Below are 17,046 nucleotides of genomic sequence, written 5' to 3' on the forward strand. Positions count from 1 at the left end.
ATCAATTGTAAATATTCAATATAAGTGGTAAAATATAGCCACTGAATAAAAAATATATGCTAATTAGTACGATATCGGAGCTGGAGAATGCATGTGAAGAATTGATGGCAAAAGATCCAAAATTTATAGCAGTGGACACAGAGTTCATTAGAAACAATTTAACCTACTATCCTAGATTATCACTAATTCAAATTTCTTACGGAGAGAAGAGTTTTATTGTAGATGTGTTAGTACCGGAAATTGACTTATCGCTTATTAAGAAAATAATGCTGAATCGAGAAATAACCAAAGTTTTTCATAGTTGTCGGCAAGACATAGAATCCTTACTCACCGTGCTTAAATGTGTTCCTACTCCCATTTTTGATACCCAAGTTGCTGCTATGTTTTGTCATTATTATCACGACTTTATTGGTTATTCAAAAGTAGTAGAGCAATATCAGGGGGTAGCGCTGGATAAAATTAAAGCTAAAAATTCAGACTGGTTAAAACGGCCATTATCTGAGGATCAATTAGATTATGCAGTAAATGACGTGATACACCTATATGACCTACACCAAATATTGTGCAATAAACTTGAAGAAAATAATAGGATGGGCTGGTTTCAAGAAGAGATGGAATCAATAGTTGATGTCAATAAGTATTTGCATAGTCCAAAAGATGCATGGAGGAGGATTAAATTTAACTATGAAGCAAATCCGAGGCTAATGTTAGTTGTTAAAGCAGTGAGTGAGTGGCAAGAGACTTTAGCACAACGCTATAACATCAATCGTAATAAAGTAATTAATAATGCTGTAATAATTGGTCTTATTGAAAAAAATGTGGAGCGTATTGACGAGGTTTTAGATGATCTTGAGAGGAACACAAAAAATATAAAAGAGGAAGATTTATTAGAATTTATGAATATTTTCAATGAGAATGAGAAGGAGTTTGTGCAGCAAAATTATACTCTGTCAGATAATTATGATAAATCTGTATTTGATATACTCTCGATTATTTTAGAGAGCAAATGTAAGGAAAATAACATATCAAGAAAGTTAGTTTCATCAAAAGATGAGTTAGCTGGTTCAATATCTGGGCAGATAGATAAACTATTCAAGGGATGGAGATATGATTTTTTCGGCAGATCAGTAGAATCGTTTTTGAATGCAGGCTCAAGGTTTGAAATTTTAATGGTAAAATCTGCTGATAGTATAGCTAAGATTCGGAGTAATCTTGTGGAGAATAACCGTATCACGTGTTAAGGTCTAACGAGTTTATTATATCTTTCACTTGAGAAAGAACATTTGCACTGGTATCGATGATAAAGTCGCTCATTTGCTTTTTTTCTTCAATAGGTAACTGAATACTAGACATTAGATCCAGCTTTTTTTTATCCATATTACGCTCACTAAGCCTTTGAGCTTGTACAGTGCTATCTGCATGGATAAAAACAATAAAATCGCAATATAAACGGAATCTCGTTTCCAGTAGGAGTGGAATGTCTAGGACTAGGAGTTTTCTGTCGTTTTCTTTCTCCTGAGCAATAAAAATTGCTAATTCACTATGCACAGCAGAATGCACTAAAGATTGAAATTGCTTCCAATTTTCATCGTAGGCCAAAAAATATTTAGACAATACTGCTCTGTCTATTTCACCATTTACTATCACCCCAGGAATTTTTTCTTCTGCGTAACTTATTATGTTTTTGTTTACTTTATAAAGCTGGTGCACGACAGAGTCGGCATCAAACAAAGCGGCACCAAATTCTTTAAAGCAATTGGCTACAAAGCTCTTTCCAACTGCAATCCCACCTGTTAAACCTATGATCATATAGCAAATTTCTTATAAAACTATATTTATAGCATCTCCTATGCCTATTTAAAACTGAATGCATAGGTATAAAAAAGAAAAGCTATTATTTTTTTAGTAATTCAGTAAAATAGAGTGAAAGATTAAGAGGAAATTTTGAAAGATAAGATAAAAAAGATAGTGATTTCAGGGAAAAAAGTCTGGCCAATCGTCGAGGGCGGTAAAGGCATTGCAATCAGTGATGGAAGATCAAGTGGGGCATTTGCTGCAGCAGATGCTGTTGGTACGTTTTCTGGTGCAAATGCTAAACTTATTGATGACAATGGTGAGTTGGTGCCGCTGATTTATAGAGGTAAAACAAGAAATGAAAAGCATGAGGAATTAATTAAGTATAGTATTGAGGCTGGAGTTAGTCAAGCAAAAATAGCGAATGAAATATCAAAGGGCCGTGGAAGAATACATATGAATGTGCTTTGGGAAATGGGAGCAGCAGAACAAGTTCTTCATGGCATATTAGAAAAAGCAAAAGGTTTAGTTCATGGCATCACTTGCGGTGCTGGTATGCCTTACAGGCTTGGAGAAATTGCAGCTAAATATCAAGTTTATTACTACCCTATTATCTCATCGGCGCGCGCTTTTAAAGCGTTGTGGAAACGTGCTTACCAAAAAATATCTTCTTTTTTACTTGGTGGAGTAGTGTATGAAGATCCGTGGCTTGCTGGTGGTCACAACGGACTCAGTAATAGTGAAGATCCGGAATTACCACAGGCTCCGTTTGAAAGAGTTGCAGAGCTTAGGTCTTTCATGAACGAGATCGGTCTTTCTGAAACGCCAATTGTTATGGCAGGAGGAGTGTGGCGTTTGAAAGACTGGGAACATTGGCTTGACAATTCGCAAATTGGACCAATAGCTTTTCAATTTGGCACCCGTCCACTTTTAACAAAAGAAAGCCCAATTTCTGCAGAGTGGAAAGAGAGGCTACTCACTTTAGAAGAAGGTGATGTGTTTTTGAATAAGTTCAGTCCAACAGGATTTTACTCATCTGCAGTAAAAAATAACTTCATACGTGAATTACAGGAGCGTAACTCACGCCAAATAAAATTTTCGGAAAGTGCGAGTGGAGAGTTTAATGATGAATTTGCAATGGGTAGCAGAGGTAGAAAGATTTACCTTACTGCAAAAGACAAAGAGCTAGCAAATGCATGGATTAAAGCGGGGTATACAGAGGTAATGAAAACTCCAGATACGACTGTTATTTTTGTGACACCAGGTAAATTTGAGGAGATAAGGCAAGATCAAATTAATTGCATGGGATGTTTAAGCCATTGTTTGTTTAGCAATTGGAAAGATCACGGTGACCATTCAACAGGACAAAAACCAGATCCAAGGAGTTTCTGTATACAAAAGACACTGCAAAACATTGTACATGACGGCAATGTTGAAAATGAACTCATGTTTTCTGGACACAATGTGTACAGATTTAAGCAAGACCCATTTTATGAGAATGGCTACGTACCGACAGTAAAAGAACTGGTGGGAAGGATATTAACTGGGTATTAGGTTATGGTTGAATTGACAAGTAAACTTTACTTTGTTATAATAAATTTTTATTAATTTAATCTTAATTTAGGGGGGGGACTTTTATGCGTGATAGTGTTTTAGAAAGGTATGCACTTGCCTATATAAAAGAAAATGGCAGTGACAAGAATGTTCAAGAATTTTTACGTTCTCGTGGTATGCAAAATATTGAGGACTGGAGTGATAAAAATTTTGAAAATGCGTGTAAGGAATTTAGGCGCTATAACCCAACTAATGAACACGATATAGGAAGTGATCGACGTGATAGTAGGCAACAACCTACAAGCCCTCAGGTTAGACACGTACATGTACACAATAATAGAGGTTTAGATTTTTGGGATTATTTTCTACTTCGTAGCCTGTTTAGTGGTAATACTGGTCATACTACAGTGATAAATAACCTTGGTTCCGGTAGCAGTAACCAGCCAAGCAGAGAAGATAAGAAAAAAGACGCAGAAGACAACAGGAAATTATTAGCTTTAGGGATAGTAGCTGTAGTTACGTGTGTTGCTTTCCATGCTTTAATGTGTATTTGGTACAACAGCAGCGAAAAAACGGCTAGAAAATCAGAAAAGGTAGATTACCTGGATAATAAACTTAAAATGTTCAGAAATATAGAATTTGCAGTTGGTGCAATTTCTTTAGCAGCTTTGATAGGTTGCGCTATTAACCCAGTCTTACCAGTTTGGGGTTTAGTCATTCTTGGCATTAATTCTCTTGTGTGTCTTGCTGGTGGTGTGGCTTTTCATATGAAACATGAGAAAGAGTCAGAAAATATTAAGAAAGCTGAAGAAGCGGTAGATTATTATCATAAACCAGAACCTGGGCATAGCTCTGGAGGTTCTTCTCATGATGCACCACCTCCTTACGATTCTAATACTGCTCCAACTACTCCTCCTCAAGATGTATTTGATAGTTCTTATCTAGAACAACATCTTGGAGGTTATGAACAACAATGTAATAGATAAAGCATGAGTTACTAATCGAGAATACCGCTGCAAAACGCAGCGGTATAATGGCTTTTCAGATTGCTTGTACGATAGGATATATATTGATTTTTATTACTAGTGCAGATACGATAAAGCTTTAAACAGTACAAAATGGAGCAATTTGAGAGCTTTTACGTTACTACGCCAATATATTACGTAAACGACAAGCCACATATCGGCCACGCATATACTTCCCTTATTTGTGATGTTACAGCTAGATTTATGAAATTAGCTGGAAAGAACGTCAAGTTTACTACTGGTACAGATGAACATGGACAGAAAATTGAAAAAGCGTCTAAGGTAAAGGGAATAGAGCCAAAAGAATTTACAGATGAAATCAGTGTTACGTTCAGAAAATTGGCTGAGCTAATGAACTTTGATTATAATGATTTTATTCGCACCACAGAAGAACGTCATGAAAAAGCAGTTATAGCTCTATGGAATAGGCTTGAAGAGAGAGGACAAATATATCTGGATTCTTACTCAGGTTGGTATTCAGTTCGTGACGAAGCATTTTATCAGGAATCAGAGTTGATAGATGGCAGAGCACCAACAGGCGCTGAAGTTCAGTGGATAAAAGAAGAGAGCTACTTTTTTCGTTTGTCAAGTTGGCAAAATAAATTACTAGAGTTATACGAAAATCAGCCGAATTTCATCTTTCCTGAGAGCAGAAAAAACGAGGTGGTATCGTTTGTAAAATCAGGACTTACTGACCTTTCGATTTCTCGTACTAGTTTTAATTGGGGAATAAAAGTACCAGGGAATGACAAGCACGTAATTTATGTTTGGATAGATGCGCTCACTAACTATCTCACGTCAATAGGCTTTCCTAATATAGAAGATGAGGAATATAAGAAGTTTTGGACAAACTCCTTCAACGTTCATGTGATCGGTAAAGACATACTGCGTTTTCACGCTGTATACTGGCCAGCTATTCTTCTTGCAGCAGATTTACCACTGCCAAAACAAATTGCAGTTCATGGTTGGTGGCTAAACGAGGGGGAAAAAATATCCAAATCTCTTGGTAACGTTATAGATCCAATTGATCTTGCAGAAGAGTTTGGTGTTGATCAACTACGCTATTTTCTCCTTCGGGAAGCAAGTTTCGGTCAAGATGGTAATTTCAGTAAGAAGAACATGATCAGCCGCATAAACTCAGAGCTGGCAAACAATATAGGCAATTTAGTGCAAAGAACAATTTCATTTCTGCACAAGCAATGCTTTGGAGTTGTACCAGTGGTCGATCGCAATTTGCTTAAAGATGATGAGAGTTTACCAAATTGCAAAGCCATAATTGATCAAGTAATGGATCATCTATCAAAGTATGAATTTAACCAGATTATACTCCTGATTATCAATATCTCTTCCAAGGCCAATGCTTACATAGATAGAAGTGCACCTTGGACATTAAGTAAAACCGATAGAGAGCATATGAATTTAGTAATTTACAAACTACTCGAATACATCAGAATAATTGGTATTTTATTGCAGCCAATTGTTCCAAAGTCAGCAGAAATGATACTTGATCAATTGCAAATTCCAAAAGAACAACGCGATTTACAATCTCTGTGCAGCGCACGCGTAAGCTTAGGTGTTACATTACCTAGACCTACGCCGATTTTTTTGAGGATTGATGCTTAGAGAACTCTTGGTAAACCATTAGAATAGGCTGAAGGAGGTGTTTCTCTAGTTAGCCTTTCTAATTCAACATCATCAACACGGGTACCTGCTTGTCTTGATGTGTTTATGCAATTATCTACTTTAGGGTAAAATAAATTGTCAAGAGTACCACCATCTATAATTTCCTCTAGATCTTCTGATTTATGCAAATCCTTATACCATTTAGGCTCAGAATTGTTATCGTTCTTATTTGCACGACCAACAAGACTTTCCCATAGGTTACGAAGAACAGAGAATATTCTGCTCTTTGTACAACCTGTTGATAAGTCGGGTTAGGATAAGTAGAGGTTGTCCGGAAACTAGTAAAAGGCTATGATATTTGAAATTTTAGTATGGGGTAAAGATGAGAAAAAAGTATCCAACAGATCTAAGTGAAAGGGAGTGGGCACAAATAGAGAAGTACTTCAGAGTATCATACAAAAAAGGAGGAAGACCGCCAAAATATAGTAAAAGAAAAATGTTAGAGGGAATTTTCTATATATTGCGTACAGGGTGCCAATGGCGGTATTTACCAAATGATTTTCCGCTATGGAAGACTGTATATGAGCAGTTTAGGCAATGGAAGAAACAGAGGAATTTTGAGAAAATGAACTATGATATCACTAAATATAGTAGGTCAAAAATGGGAAGAAATGAAGAGCCGAGCGGATGCATAGTGGACAGTCAGTCGGTAAAAACCACGGAAAAAGGGGGATCAAAGGTTATGATGGTGCAAAAAAGGTAAAGGGGAGAAAAAGACATATAATCACAGATACTCAAGGATTTGTGCTTGGTTGCTATGTAGGAGCTGCAAGCGAAAATGACAGAGATGGGGTGAAGATGGCATTGGACAATATGAAGAAAAAATACAGCAATATTAAGAAAATGTGGGCTGATATGGGGTACCAAGGAAAAGATTTAAAAACCCATATAGAGGAGGAATATGGGATAGACATTGAAATTGTGAAAAGGCCTCCATGTAGATTTTGGGTGCATAAAGATACACCACTAGAACTATTGCCACAACGGGATCCTGGATTTTCAGTACAGCCGAGAAGGTGGGTGGTAGAGAGGACTTTTGCTTGGATCAATAGAAATAGAAGACTATCAAAGGAGTACGATTTACTTACAACATCTACTGAAAGTTTCATATATCTGGCTATGAGTAAAGTTATGTTAAGTAGGAAATATGCTTGAGTTTACTAGTTTCCGTACAACCTCTTATATGAACTTAGAAAATTTTTATTGATAAATGACTTTAGGTTTAAAATTGAGGAAGTGGTTGCTATATATATCAGCAAGTATGAGTTGAATTTATATTATGGACTTGAATAAATTTACAGAAAAAGTAAAAAGCTTAATTCAGAGTGCTCAAATGAAAGCATTGGGAGCCGGGCATCAGATTTTTATGCCTGAACATTTACTTAAAGTAATGCTTGAAGATGAATCGAGTTTAGTTCAGGACTTGATAGGTGCCTGTGGTGGAAATGTGCAGAATATTTCTAATGCTGTTGATAGTGCAATTAAAAAATTTCCAGTGATTGAAGGGCCAGGAAGTGGCGGCCTTCAGCTTTCAAGAGAGGTAGCAAAAGTTTTTGAGGATTCAATCGGTATTGCGAGGAGGAATAAAGATACATTTGTTACAGTTGAGCGGTTACTGCAGGGCCTTGCTGCACAAAAAGATGGTAAAATTTTAGCAGAAGGTGGTGTAACACCGCAAAAATTAAATTCAGTTATTGCAGAAATGAGAAAAGGTAGCAGTGCAGATTCGCCAAATAGTGAAGAAAAATTAAATGCGGCGAAGAAATATACAAAAGATATTACAGAGCTTGCGATGCAAGGTAAGCTTGATCCTGTAATTGGTCGTGATGAAGAAATCAGAAGAGCTATGCAGGTATCGCTTAGGCGAACAAAAAATAATCCCGTGCTGATAGGTGAACCTGGTGTTGGAAAAACTGCAATAGTTGAAGGTTTAGCAAACAGAATTGTTGCAAATGATGTACCACTTGGTTTGCGTGATGCAAAAGTTTTAGCTTTGGATCTTGGTGCGTTAATTGCTGGAACAAAATTCAGAGGAGAATTTGAAGAAAGGCTAAAAGCAGTGATCAATGATATTTCAAAAGCAGAGGGGAAAGTTATCTTATTTATAGATGAGCTTCATACTTTAGTTGGAGCAGGGGCAACAAGTGGTGCAATGGATGCTTCAAATCTACTGAAACCTGCTCTTGCACGCGGAGAAATTCGCTGTATAGGAGCTACAACTTTAGATGAGTATCGTCAGCATATAGAGAAAGACCCTGCGCTTGCGAGGCGTTTCCAGCCTGTGTTTATTTCTCAACCCACTGAAACTGATACTATTTCAATACTGAGGGGCTTGAAGGAAAGGTATGAGGTACATCATGGTATTAGGATTACAGATAGTGCAATAATCGCTGCTGCAACGCTTTCTAATAGATATATAACAGATAGATTTTTACCTGATAAAGCGATCGATTTAATTGATGAAGCAGCAAGTAGGGTTAGAATTGAAATGGACAGCAAGCCTGAGGTTGTTGATGAGCTTGAAAGAAAGATTATACAGCTGAAAATTGAGTCAGAGGCTTTGAAAAAAGAAAGTGATGAAAACTCTAGGCAACGTTTAAAAAAGATAAATGAGGAAATTGAGAGTCTAAACAGTAAATTTGCTGACTTAAGCAGTAAATGGCAGATGGAAAAGAATAAAATAGCTAAAATACAAGAAATTGCTGAAAAATTGGATAACGCGAGGAAAGAGCTAGAATTGGCTCAGCGCAATGGAAATTTAGGAAGGGCAGGGGAGTTGATGTATGGTGTGATTCCTCAACTTGAAAATGAGTTAAAAAATCAGGAAAAAGTTACTGATAGTTTCCTAAAGAAAGAAGTTACTGAGAGTGATATTGCAAATATTGTTTCGAAATGGACAGGCATTCCTGTTGATAGCATGATGCACAGTGAAAAAGAAAAACTTCTTAACATGGAGAATGAAATAGGGAAAAGAGTAATAGGACAGAAAGATGCAATTGAAGCGATAAGTAATGCAGTAAGGCGCTCCCGTTCTGGTGTTCAGGATACTAATCGACCTTTTGGTTCATTCTTATTTTTAGGTCCAACTGGAGTTGGGAAAACGGAGTTGGCAAAATCCCTTGCCGAATTTTTATTTGATGACCAAGGAGCACTTCTGCGCTTTGATATGTCAGAGTATATGGAAAAACACTCCGTTTCAAAACTGATTGGTGCACCTCCAGGGTATGTTGGCTATGAACAAGGTGGAAGATTAACTGAGGCAGTGAGGAGAAGACCATATCAGGTAATTTTGTTTGATGAGATAGAAAAGGCAAATCCAGATATATTTAATATATTACTGCAGATTTTGGATGAAGGTAGACTCACCGATAGCCATGGCAAATTAATTGATTTTCGCAATACCATACTGATTTTAACTTCTAACCTTGGCGCTGAGATGATGCTCAGAGGAACTGCTGAATCTGTAAAAGATGAGGTGATGAAAATAGTTAAGTTAGCGTTTCGTCCAGAATTTTTAAATAGACTGGATGAAATTATTATATTCCACGGTTTAACCAAAGATGACATTTATAAAATTATAGATGTTCAATTCTCTTATTTACAAAAGATGCTTGCTAAGCGTAAACTAAGTATTAGTTTATCGCAAGAAGCTAAGGAGCTAATAGCACAAACTGGCTATGACCCTGAATATGGAGCGAGGCCTATGAAAAGGGTAATACAAGAATGCATTCAAAATAATCTAGCTAAGTTAGTTTTATCGGGGGAAGTAGTAGAAGGAGATGAGCTAATAGTGTATACTTCTGGTAACGAAATCTTAGTTAAAAAGATCTAGATTCGCTGTGTATTTTTGTTTTGGAAAATGTGTATAAATCATAATGTTAATGTTGAGTCTTTATTTAAGCTAGTTGATCAAGGGAATAAAAAAGAGAAAGAAAAAATTAAAGAGTTTATAAAATACTTTTATAATTTTGTTTATAATAGCGACCTAAAAGTCAACGATAAATTTCTTTTATACATTGCAGAAGATGCATACAACTTCATTCTTAAAAAAGAAAAAGAAGAAAGTAAATTGGCAGTAAGTAATGTAAATGATATTTCAGGAATAGAAGGCAATTTCACTATAATTAAAATCACAAATTATGACATGCCCTTTTTAGTGGATTCTGTCATTTCCACTATTAAGTCACACGGTTTAACTATATGCTATTATAGTAACAGCATAATTAATGTTCAAAGAAAAAATAGCCTAATAGATAAAATTCATCTTTTGGAAGAAAGTAATGGAATCAAAGAGTCAGTAATATATGTAATTATTAAAGGCATAAGTGATAGCTTTGTTGATACACTAGAAGAATCTCTACGAAAGACGCTAAAAGCAGTTAACTGCGTTGTAAAGGACTGGCAATGGATGCTCAAGAAGCTTCTTGAGCATCCGGCATTGGATGCTGGAGGCAGAGATTTTCTAGCTTGGTTGAAAAATAACAATTTTGTATTTTTAGGTTATCAAGAATACATTACTAATAAAGAAGGAAAGCTTGCTCTAAGTGGTAAGGAGAGCCTCGGGTTAATGAGAGCAAGTGAAGAGTACCAAAATTCATCAATTTTTTCTGAAAGCTTGAATTCTTTATACATACTAAGATCAGACCTAATCTCAATAGTTCATCGGCGTACCTATATGAATTGTATAGGAGTGAAAGAATTTAATGACCAGGGTGATGTAATAAGGGAACAGCATTTCTTTGGGTTATTTACTTCTGTAGCGGAAGTGCAAGATATTCGAACTATTCCGGTAATAAAGGATAAGGTTACAACAATAGAAAAAAAGGCAGGATTTGTTCCTGGTGGCCATAACAATAAAGCTTTAATTTCCATTTTACAGGCATTTTCTTGTGACGAATTATTCCAATCAAATGAAGACGAGTTATTTGAAATTTGCACCTCGATCATGTCTCTTGCGATTAGGCCAAGAGTCAAATTATTTTTGAGAAAGGTAGGGAACTTTATTAGTTGCATAGTATTGATACCGATGCGTTATGCTAGTGCAAGACTAATGTTTAAGATACGCGATATATTGAAAGATGAAACGAATGCAGAAAGTTCAGATATTTATAACAATCACATTATCAATGAATATGATTTGATGAAATTACACGTGGTGCTAAGAACCAAAAGCGCTAGCGTTTTTGATGATGAAGTTTTGCGTATCGAAAACAAGTTAAGAAACATTACAGAAAAGTGGGAAGATCGTTTTATAGACAATTTATATAATACTTTTAGCACTGTTGAGGATATATTTATCCGGTATTGCAAGGCATTTCCGATAAGTTATCAAGAGAATTTTGAACCTCATGATGCGTATTATGATATGAAAAAATTGGAGATAGTGAGAAAGAAAAAAGTCAGTGAAGTTGATTTGAGGCTTACTCGTGACAATCTCAACTATCAATTGAAGGTTTACACTCCAAATAGCGGTGGTCTTGAATTATCAAAGATATTGAAAATTACTAAGAATTTTGGAGCGAAGATTCTATCTCATAATGGTTATTACATAGAAATTAACGGCGGAATATGGATACACCATTTTTTGTTATCAAGAGTCGATGAATTAATAAATAACATTACTCTGAAAGAACAGTTTGAGATGACGCTTGTCAAAGTGTTTAGCAAGGAAATAAAAAATGACTATTTTAATAGTTTGGTCATTATTGCTGGACTGGAGTGGAAAGAAGTGCTTCTGATTAGAGCGCTAAGTGCCTATCTAAAGCAGACGTTATTTAACTATAATCAGGAATATATTCAAAAAGTAGTATCAGAGTATCCAAAAATAATGAAACATCTAATACAGCTGTTTCATTCAAGATTTAATCCAAGTATAGATGTTGATAGAGCGGAAACTACTGATATTTTTAGAGAAAAAATTGAAGAACTACTAAAAGAGATCAGTAATGTTTCACATGATTACGTTTTACGTTCGATATTTAACTTGATAATGGCAATTTTAAGGACCAGTTATTATCAAGATGACAAGCCATACTTATCTATAAAATTTGATTCAAGTAAAATAAATGGGTTACCTGATCCTCGCCCGTATCGTGAATTATATGTCTATTCGAACCTTTTTGAGGGAATACATCTAAGAGGAGGAAAATTAGCTCGTGGTGGTTTAAGATGGTCGGATAGGACGGAAGATTTTCGCACTGAAGTTTTGGGACTCATGAAAGCTCAGATGACAAAAAATGCGGTTATTGTTCCTGTTGGTGCAAAGGGTGGTTTTGTAATAAAGCAAGCTTATAAAGATAAAAATATTTTAAGAGAGAAAGGTGTTGAGTGTTATAGGAATTTTATCAGAGGAATGCTTGATATCACTGATAATGTGATTGATGGTAAAATAATTCCACCAAAGAATGTCATTAGATATGACGAAGATGATCCATATTTGGTAGTTGCAGCAGATAAAGGTACTGCTTCTTTTTCTGATTATGCTAATCAAATAGCCTCTGAATATAACTTTTGGCTCGGAGATGCATTTGCATCTGGTGGATCAGCAGGGTATGACCATAAAAAGATGGGCATTACAGCAAAAGGTGCGTGGATTGCTGCACAAAGGCATTTTTGGAAAATGAATAAAGAGATTTATCAAGATGTGACTGTTATCGGAATTGGAGATATGGCTGGTGACTTATTTGGAAACGGTATGTTGCTTTCAAAAAATATAAATTTAATCGGCGCATTTAACCATATGCATATTTTCATTGATCCAAACCCTGATGCAGAAAAGAGTTTCGCAGAGCGTAAACGCCTATTTGAATTACCGTTTTCAACTTGGATGGATTACAGCAAAGATTTGATTTCTCGAGGTGGTGGGGTATTTGAGCGTAGTAGCAAGCAAATAGACATTTCTCGAGAAATGAAAAAGTGCTTTGATATAACAGAAGATACGTTATCTCCAAGTGACTTGATCCAATATCTGCTCAAAGCAAAAGTGGACTTCATATGGAATGGAGGAATTGGCACATTTGTTAAAGCAAAGAATGAAAGTCATAGCATGGTTGGTGATAAAGCAAACGATGAGTTAAGAGTAAATGGTCAAGATATTAGAGCTTCTATGTTTATAGAGGGCGGTAATCTCGGTTGCACGCAGCTTGGGAGGGTAGAATATGCTAAAATAGGTGGGTACATCAATGCAGACTTTGTTGACAATTCAGCGGGAGTAATATGCTCCGATCTTGAAGTTAACATTAAGATTGCATTTATGAAAGAAAGTGGAATTTTCCTAGAGAAAAGGAATGAAATACTGGCTGGCATGGTAGACGAAGTTGCATCTAAGGTACTTGAAGATCATAACAAGATTGAAACAAAAGCATTGCTCCTTGAGTGCTTGCAAGCTAAAGAAAGGTTGGAGCAGCACCATAAATTATTACTCAGTTTAGAGAAATCTGGCTTGTTAAATCGAGATGTAGAATTCCTTCCAGCTGAAGAAGAAGTAGCAAGGATATTAACTGGTGCGGAAGGTTTTAGTTCTCCTCAGCTTTCTGTTCTCATGTCTTATGCAAGAACAGCAATAAAAAATGAAATTATACACTCTGATCTGCCTGAAAAAGATTTCTTGTGCCGTGATTACTTACTACATTATTTTCCACAAAAGATGGTAACAGAGTTTAAGAATTCCATACTAAAGCATCAACTTTATAGGGAAATTATTTCTACTTGCATTACAAACGATGTAGTAAATAGGATGGGCTGTATATTTATTAATAATTTGGTTGAGAGTACTGGAATTAAAGTACATGAAGCAGTTAACATATATATCGTTGTTAATCACCTATATAATTTAAGTAGCCTTTGGCAGAAAATTGATGAATTGGATGGCAAGATTGATGCCGATTCGTATTTACAAATAGTGAGAAATGTACAAAAATTTATTGGTAGAGTGTCATTTTGGTTAGTAAAAAATCTTGGTGAACTTAATCTTACAGAACTAGATGATGTTACAAAATTTAGGGGTGCAATTGAAACTTTAGGCCATGATATTTTAGATGAGCACCTATTAGAGGTCTATAATCATGGATTAGCTTCTTTGTTAGAGCTTAACATAAATAAAGATCTAGCAAAAAGGGTTGCTGATCTACGTATTCTTATTTATGCGCTGGACGTTATATCTGTTGCTGAGCAGACATCTTTGTCTCTTTTTGAAGCTGGTAAAATATACTTTGAGTTAAAGTCGCTGTTAAGATTCGATCTTATTAGAACAATTGCCATCAAGATGAAAAGTCATTCTTCTTATTGGGATCGCAGCTTAATCAATGACTTATTAGATGATTTAAGCAATTATCATCATAAGCTGGCTGTTAAAGTTATAAAAGCTATTGATAATCATGTACAAACTTGGGCTCTTAATGATAAGGATCATATAGAACGTTACAATAGCTTTTTAAATGAGATGGTTGCTTCTAAACTTGATTTAAGTAAATTAACACTCATAATCAAGAGAGTAAAAGTACTTGCTTCGTAGAAAAAAATGTTTAATATAGGATTTTCAGAAATTTTAGTTGTAGCTTTAGTAAGTATAATTGTTCTTGATAAGAGTAAAGTATCTGTGTTTTTTAATCTTATTAAAAATATGTATAGGTATTTTGTGATTGTGAAGTCAAGAATTAGGAATTTGTTGAAGGATGCCGGGATTGAAGAGTTATATGAGGAGTGTGACGTTGAAAAAGTCAATTACATAGTTGGTAAAGATGGCAAGCTTTATCCTGCTTATAATGTAGATAATACAAAAGATGACAGCAAAGGTCCTAGTAGTAGATGATATACCTTCTAATGTTAAACTTTTAGAAGCTCAGCTAAAAGCAGAGTACTATACAGTTATAGTAGCTCATGATGGCGAGGAGGCGATAGATTTAGTAAAGAAACAGCAGCCAGATATTATCTTGCTTGATGTCATGATGCCAAAAATGAGTGGTTTTGAGGTTTGTAAGCAGCTAAAGAATGATCCCTTAACGACTTATATTCCAATAATTATGGTAACTGCGCTGCATGACACTCATGATAGAGTGCAAGGAATTAATGCTGGTGCGGATGACTTTCTAACTAAGCCGATAGATGAAACTGCTTTATCTGCAAGAATTAAGTCTCTTGTGCGCTTAAAGATGATAATAGACGAATTGTGCTTGAGAGGAGAAACTAATGCTGAGATTGGTGGGGTAGCAGAAAGCAGTATTATGGATTATTCTAATCAGATTTTTGATGCTAACATACTTGTTGTAGATGAGGACACTTTTCAAGCAGAGCAGATAAATAATGTTCTAAAGCAACGCTTCAGATCAATTAAAATACTGCACGATCCAAAAGAAGCATTGAAGGTTGGTATTAAGGATAATTACGACTTGATTATTTCTGACATGCAATTTTCAAAAACTGATGGCCTACGTTTGTGTTCTAAGTTTCGTAGTAAAGTAGAAACACGTTATACACCAATTCTGATCCTTTCTGAAGATTATGATAAAAGCAATTTAGTAAAGGCACTTGATGTAGGTGCTAATGATTATTTAACAGTACCTTTAGATGAGAGTGAATTAATAGCTAGGGTTAATTCGCAAGTGAAACGCAAAAGATATCAAGATGCCTTGAGAATGAATTTATTTAATAATGTGGAGATGTCTATAAAGGATCCATTAACTAACTGTTATAATAGAAGATATTTTGATGCACACTTAAGAAATATTGTTAAGGATTCTGTGGAAAAAGATAGAAGTTTATCCCTTATGATACTTGATATAGATTATTTTAAGATGGTGAATGATAACTTTGGGCATAATGCTGGAGATGAATTTTTAAAGGAAATACAGAAAAGAATTTCTGAAAATATCAGAGTGACAGATTTGCTGGCTAGGTTTGGTGGTGAGGAATTTGTTGTTGTAATGCCAGATACCAGTGTATCAGATGCGTATACTATTGCAGAGAGAATACGAAAAATTATTGCCAAAGAACCTATACTTGTGGGTAAAAATACAACCCATAATGTAACTGTGAGCATTGGAGTTTCAGCAATGCAAAGATCTGACCTTGGTGATGTTAAAAAATTTATAGTACGTTCTGACAAATATTTATATAAAGCAAAAAACAGTGGTAGAAATAGAGTGATTACTGGTTGAAGTTCTTTCAAATAGGTAGTAACTAAGATTCAAATGATAGCATAAAATTTCTCAACTCCGGAAATTTTGCATTTAACTGTAGAAATAGATATTTATTTAAAAAATACCCTGTAATTTTTAGCCCTAGTCTGAATTCTTGATATGAGTAGCTATTTTGTAGGTTGTTATTGTATACATCATGCAACATCTGTGGAAAAGGTAGTAATTTATCTGCATAACAGTCACCTACTTTTTTTGACACTGCTCTACCAGTTTTTGGAGAAATAAACTGTAGATTTTCTTTCACACCTGTTACAGCACATTTTGATAGGTCTAACTTAAATCCAAGTTGCGTAAGAAGCAGAAGCTCTAAGTTAAGGTAATAACTTTGCCAAAATTGGCTATTGTGTTTTATTACATCGATGAAGTGTCTAAAATTACCATACAACTTGGTACAGGATTCACTTTCTGGAAGCACTTTTTCTAATATAGACGAGAAAGAAACAATAGCAATGCTTTTTAACCTATCTTGAAAGAAATGATGAAGTGGAGATTCAATCAATTCGCACTTTAAAAAACCTAGATTTTCAGGTAATTTAGCACTCCATTCTGCATGTAATAGATTGCTTATTTGAAACTTATAATTACTATTATTTGTTAACCTAGTTAATCCTCTGCACTTTCCATGATTTTTTGTAAATAGAGAAAGAATTAAATTTTTATCACCGTATTTTTTAGCAGCTATAATAACACCTTCATCTTTCCATCTCATTTAGAGTATATTAACCGTATGATATTATAGAGATAATAAAATTAGTGTAGCAAATTTGGGTTTAAGTCAACTGAAATATATTGAC

General features: G+C 35.2%; 12 protein-coding genes. 9 read left to right on the top strand and 3 right to left on the bottom strand.

Annotation, left to right across the window (positions count from 1 at the left end; all coding sequences use genetic code 11):
• Nucleotides 1–56: 56 nt before the first annotated feature.
• Entirely contained in the window at nucleotides 57–1,241 is a 1,185-nt protein-coding gene (locus BWZ41_RS03920; protein ID WP_143689464.1) for a ribonuclease D, read from the top strand.
• Here BWZ41_RS03920 and coaE read toward each other — a convergent pair.
• Nucleotides 1,231–1,809 carry a dephospho-CoA kinase gene (coaE, locus tag BWZ41_RS03925; protein ID WP_143689465.1) on the bottom strand — a complete coding sequence of 193 codons (579 nt, stop codon included), beginning with the start codon at nucleotides 1,807–1,809 and terminating at the stop codon, nucleotides 1,231–1,233. The genes BWZ41_RS03920 and coaE overlap by 11 nt on opposite strands.
• A gap of 135 nt (nucleotides 1,810–1,944) precedes the next feature.
• Between coaE and BWZ41_RS03930 the strand changes: the two genes are divergently transcribed.
• The 3 genes from BWZ41_RS03930 (at nucleotide 1,945) to metG (ending at nucleotide 5,996) form a co-directional block, all read left to right on the top strand.
• A complete protein-coding gene (locus BWZ41_RS03930; RefSeq protein WP_143689466.1) occupies nucleotides 1,945–3,348 on the top strand; it encodes an NAD(P)H-dependent flavin oxidoreductase in 1,404 nt (467 codons plus the stop codon).
• An 83-nt stretch (nucleotides 3,349–3,431) separates the two neighbouring features.
• Nucleotides 3,432–4,334, top strand: coding sequence for a hypothetical protein (locus tag BWZ41_RS03935; protein WP_143689467.1), 903 nt, complete (start codon nucleotides 3,432–3,434; stop codon nucleotides 4,332–4,334).
• 132 nt (nucleotides 4,335–4,466) lie between these two features.
• Nucleotides 4,467–5,996: a methionine--tRNA ligase gene (gene metG, locus BWZ41_RS03940; RefSeq protein ID WP_143689468.1), complete on the top strand. Its 1,530-nt coding sequence runs from the start codon at nucleotides 4,467–4,469 to the stop codon at nucleotides 5,994–5,996.
• Here the strand turns inward: metG and BWZ41_RS03945 are convergent.
• Entirely contained in the window at nucleotides 5,993–6,184 is a 192-nt protein-coding gene (locus tag BWZ41_RS03945; protein ID WP_143689469.1) for a hypothetical protein, read from the bottom strand. The genes metG and BWZ41_RS03945 overlap by 4 nt on opposite strands.
• Nucleotides 6,185–6,378: 194 nt before the next feature.
• Between BWZ41_RS03945 and BWZ41_RS03950 the strand changes: the two genes are divergently transcribed.
• The 5 genes from BWZ41_RS03950 to BWZ41_RS03970 all read left to right on the top strand — a co-directional run bounded on the left by BWZ41_RS03950 (nucleotide 6,379) and on the right by BWZ41_RS03970 (nucleotide 16,210).
• Nucleotides 6,379–7,211, top strand: a protein-coding gene (locus BWZ41_RS03950) for an IS5 family transposase (protein WP_143689470.1) whose coding sequence is annotated in 2 segments (ribosomal slippage) — nucleotides 6,379–6,745 and nucleotides 6,745–7,211 — 834 coding nt in all. Because the reading frame shifts where the segments join, the coding sequence is not laid out codon by codon here.
• A 124-nt stretch (nucleotides 7,212–7,335) separates the two neighbouring features.
• Nucleotides 7,336–9,888, top strand: a complete 2,553-nt coding sequence (clpB, locus tag BWZ41_RS03955) for an ATP-dependent chaperone ClpB (RefSeq protein WP_143689471.1) — start codon at nucleotides 7,336–7,338, stop codon at nucleotides 9,886–9,888.
• 27 nt (nucleotides 9,889–9,915) lie between these two features.
• Nucleotides 9,916–14,568 carry an NAD-glutamate dehydrogenase gene (locus BWZ41_RS03960; protein ID WP_143689472.1) on the top strand — a complete coding sequence of 1,551 codons (4,653 nt, stop codon included), beginning with the start codon at nucleotides 9,916–9,918 and terminating at the stop codon, nucleotides 14,566–14,568.
• Between the two features lie 6 nt (nucleotides 14,569–14,574).
• The gene (gene tatB, locus BWZ41_RS03965; RefSeq protein ID WP_143689473.1) at nucleotides 14,575–14,865 is read left to right on the top strand and encodes a Sec-independent protein translocase subunit TatB; all 291 of its coding nucleotides are present in this window, start codon (nucleotides 14,575–14,577) and stop codon (nucleotides 14,863–14,865) included.
• Complete coding sequence (locus BWZ41_RS03970) at nucleotides 14,837–16,210, top strand: PleD family two-component system response regulator (protein ID WP_143689474.1); 1,374 nt, start codon at nucleotides 14,837–14,839, stop codon at nucleotides 16,208–16,210. Before tatB ends, BWZ41_RS03970 begins: the two co-directional genes overlap by 29 nt.
• A gap of 22 nt (nucleotides 16,211–16,232) precedes the next feature.
• Here BWZ41_RS03970 and recO read toward each other — a convergent pair whose 3' ends face one another.
• Nucleotides 16,233–16,961: a DNA repair protein RecO gene (recO, locus tag BWZ41_RS03975; protein ID WP_143689475.1), complete on the bottom strand. Its 729-nt coding sequence runs from the start codon at nucleotides 16,959–16,961 to the stop codon at nucleotides 16,233–16,235.
• Between the last annotated feature and the right edge of the window lie 85 nt (nucleotides 16,962–17,046).

The sequence above is a fragment of the Wolbachia endosymbiont of Nilaparvata lugens genome (assembly GCF_007115045.1).
Taxonomy (GTDB): Bacteria; Pseudomonadota; Alphaproteobacteria; order Rickettsiales; family Anaplasmataceae; genus Wolbachia.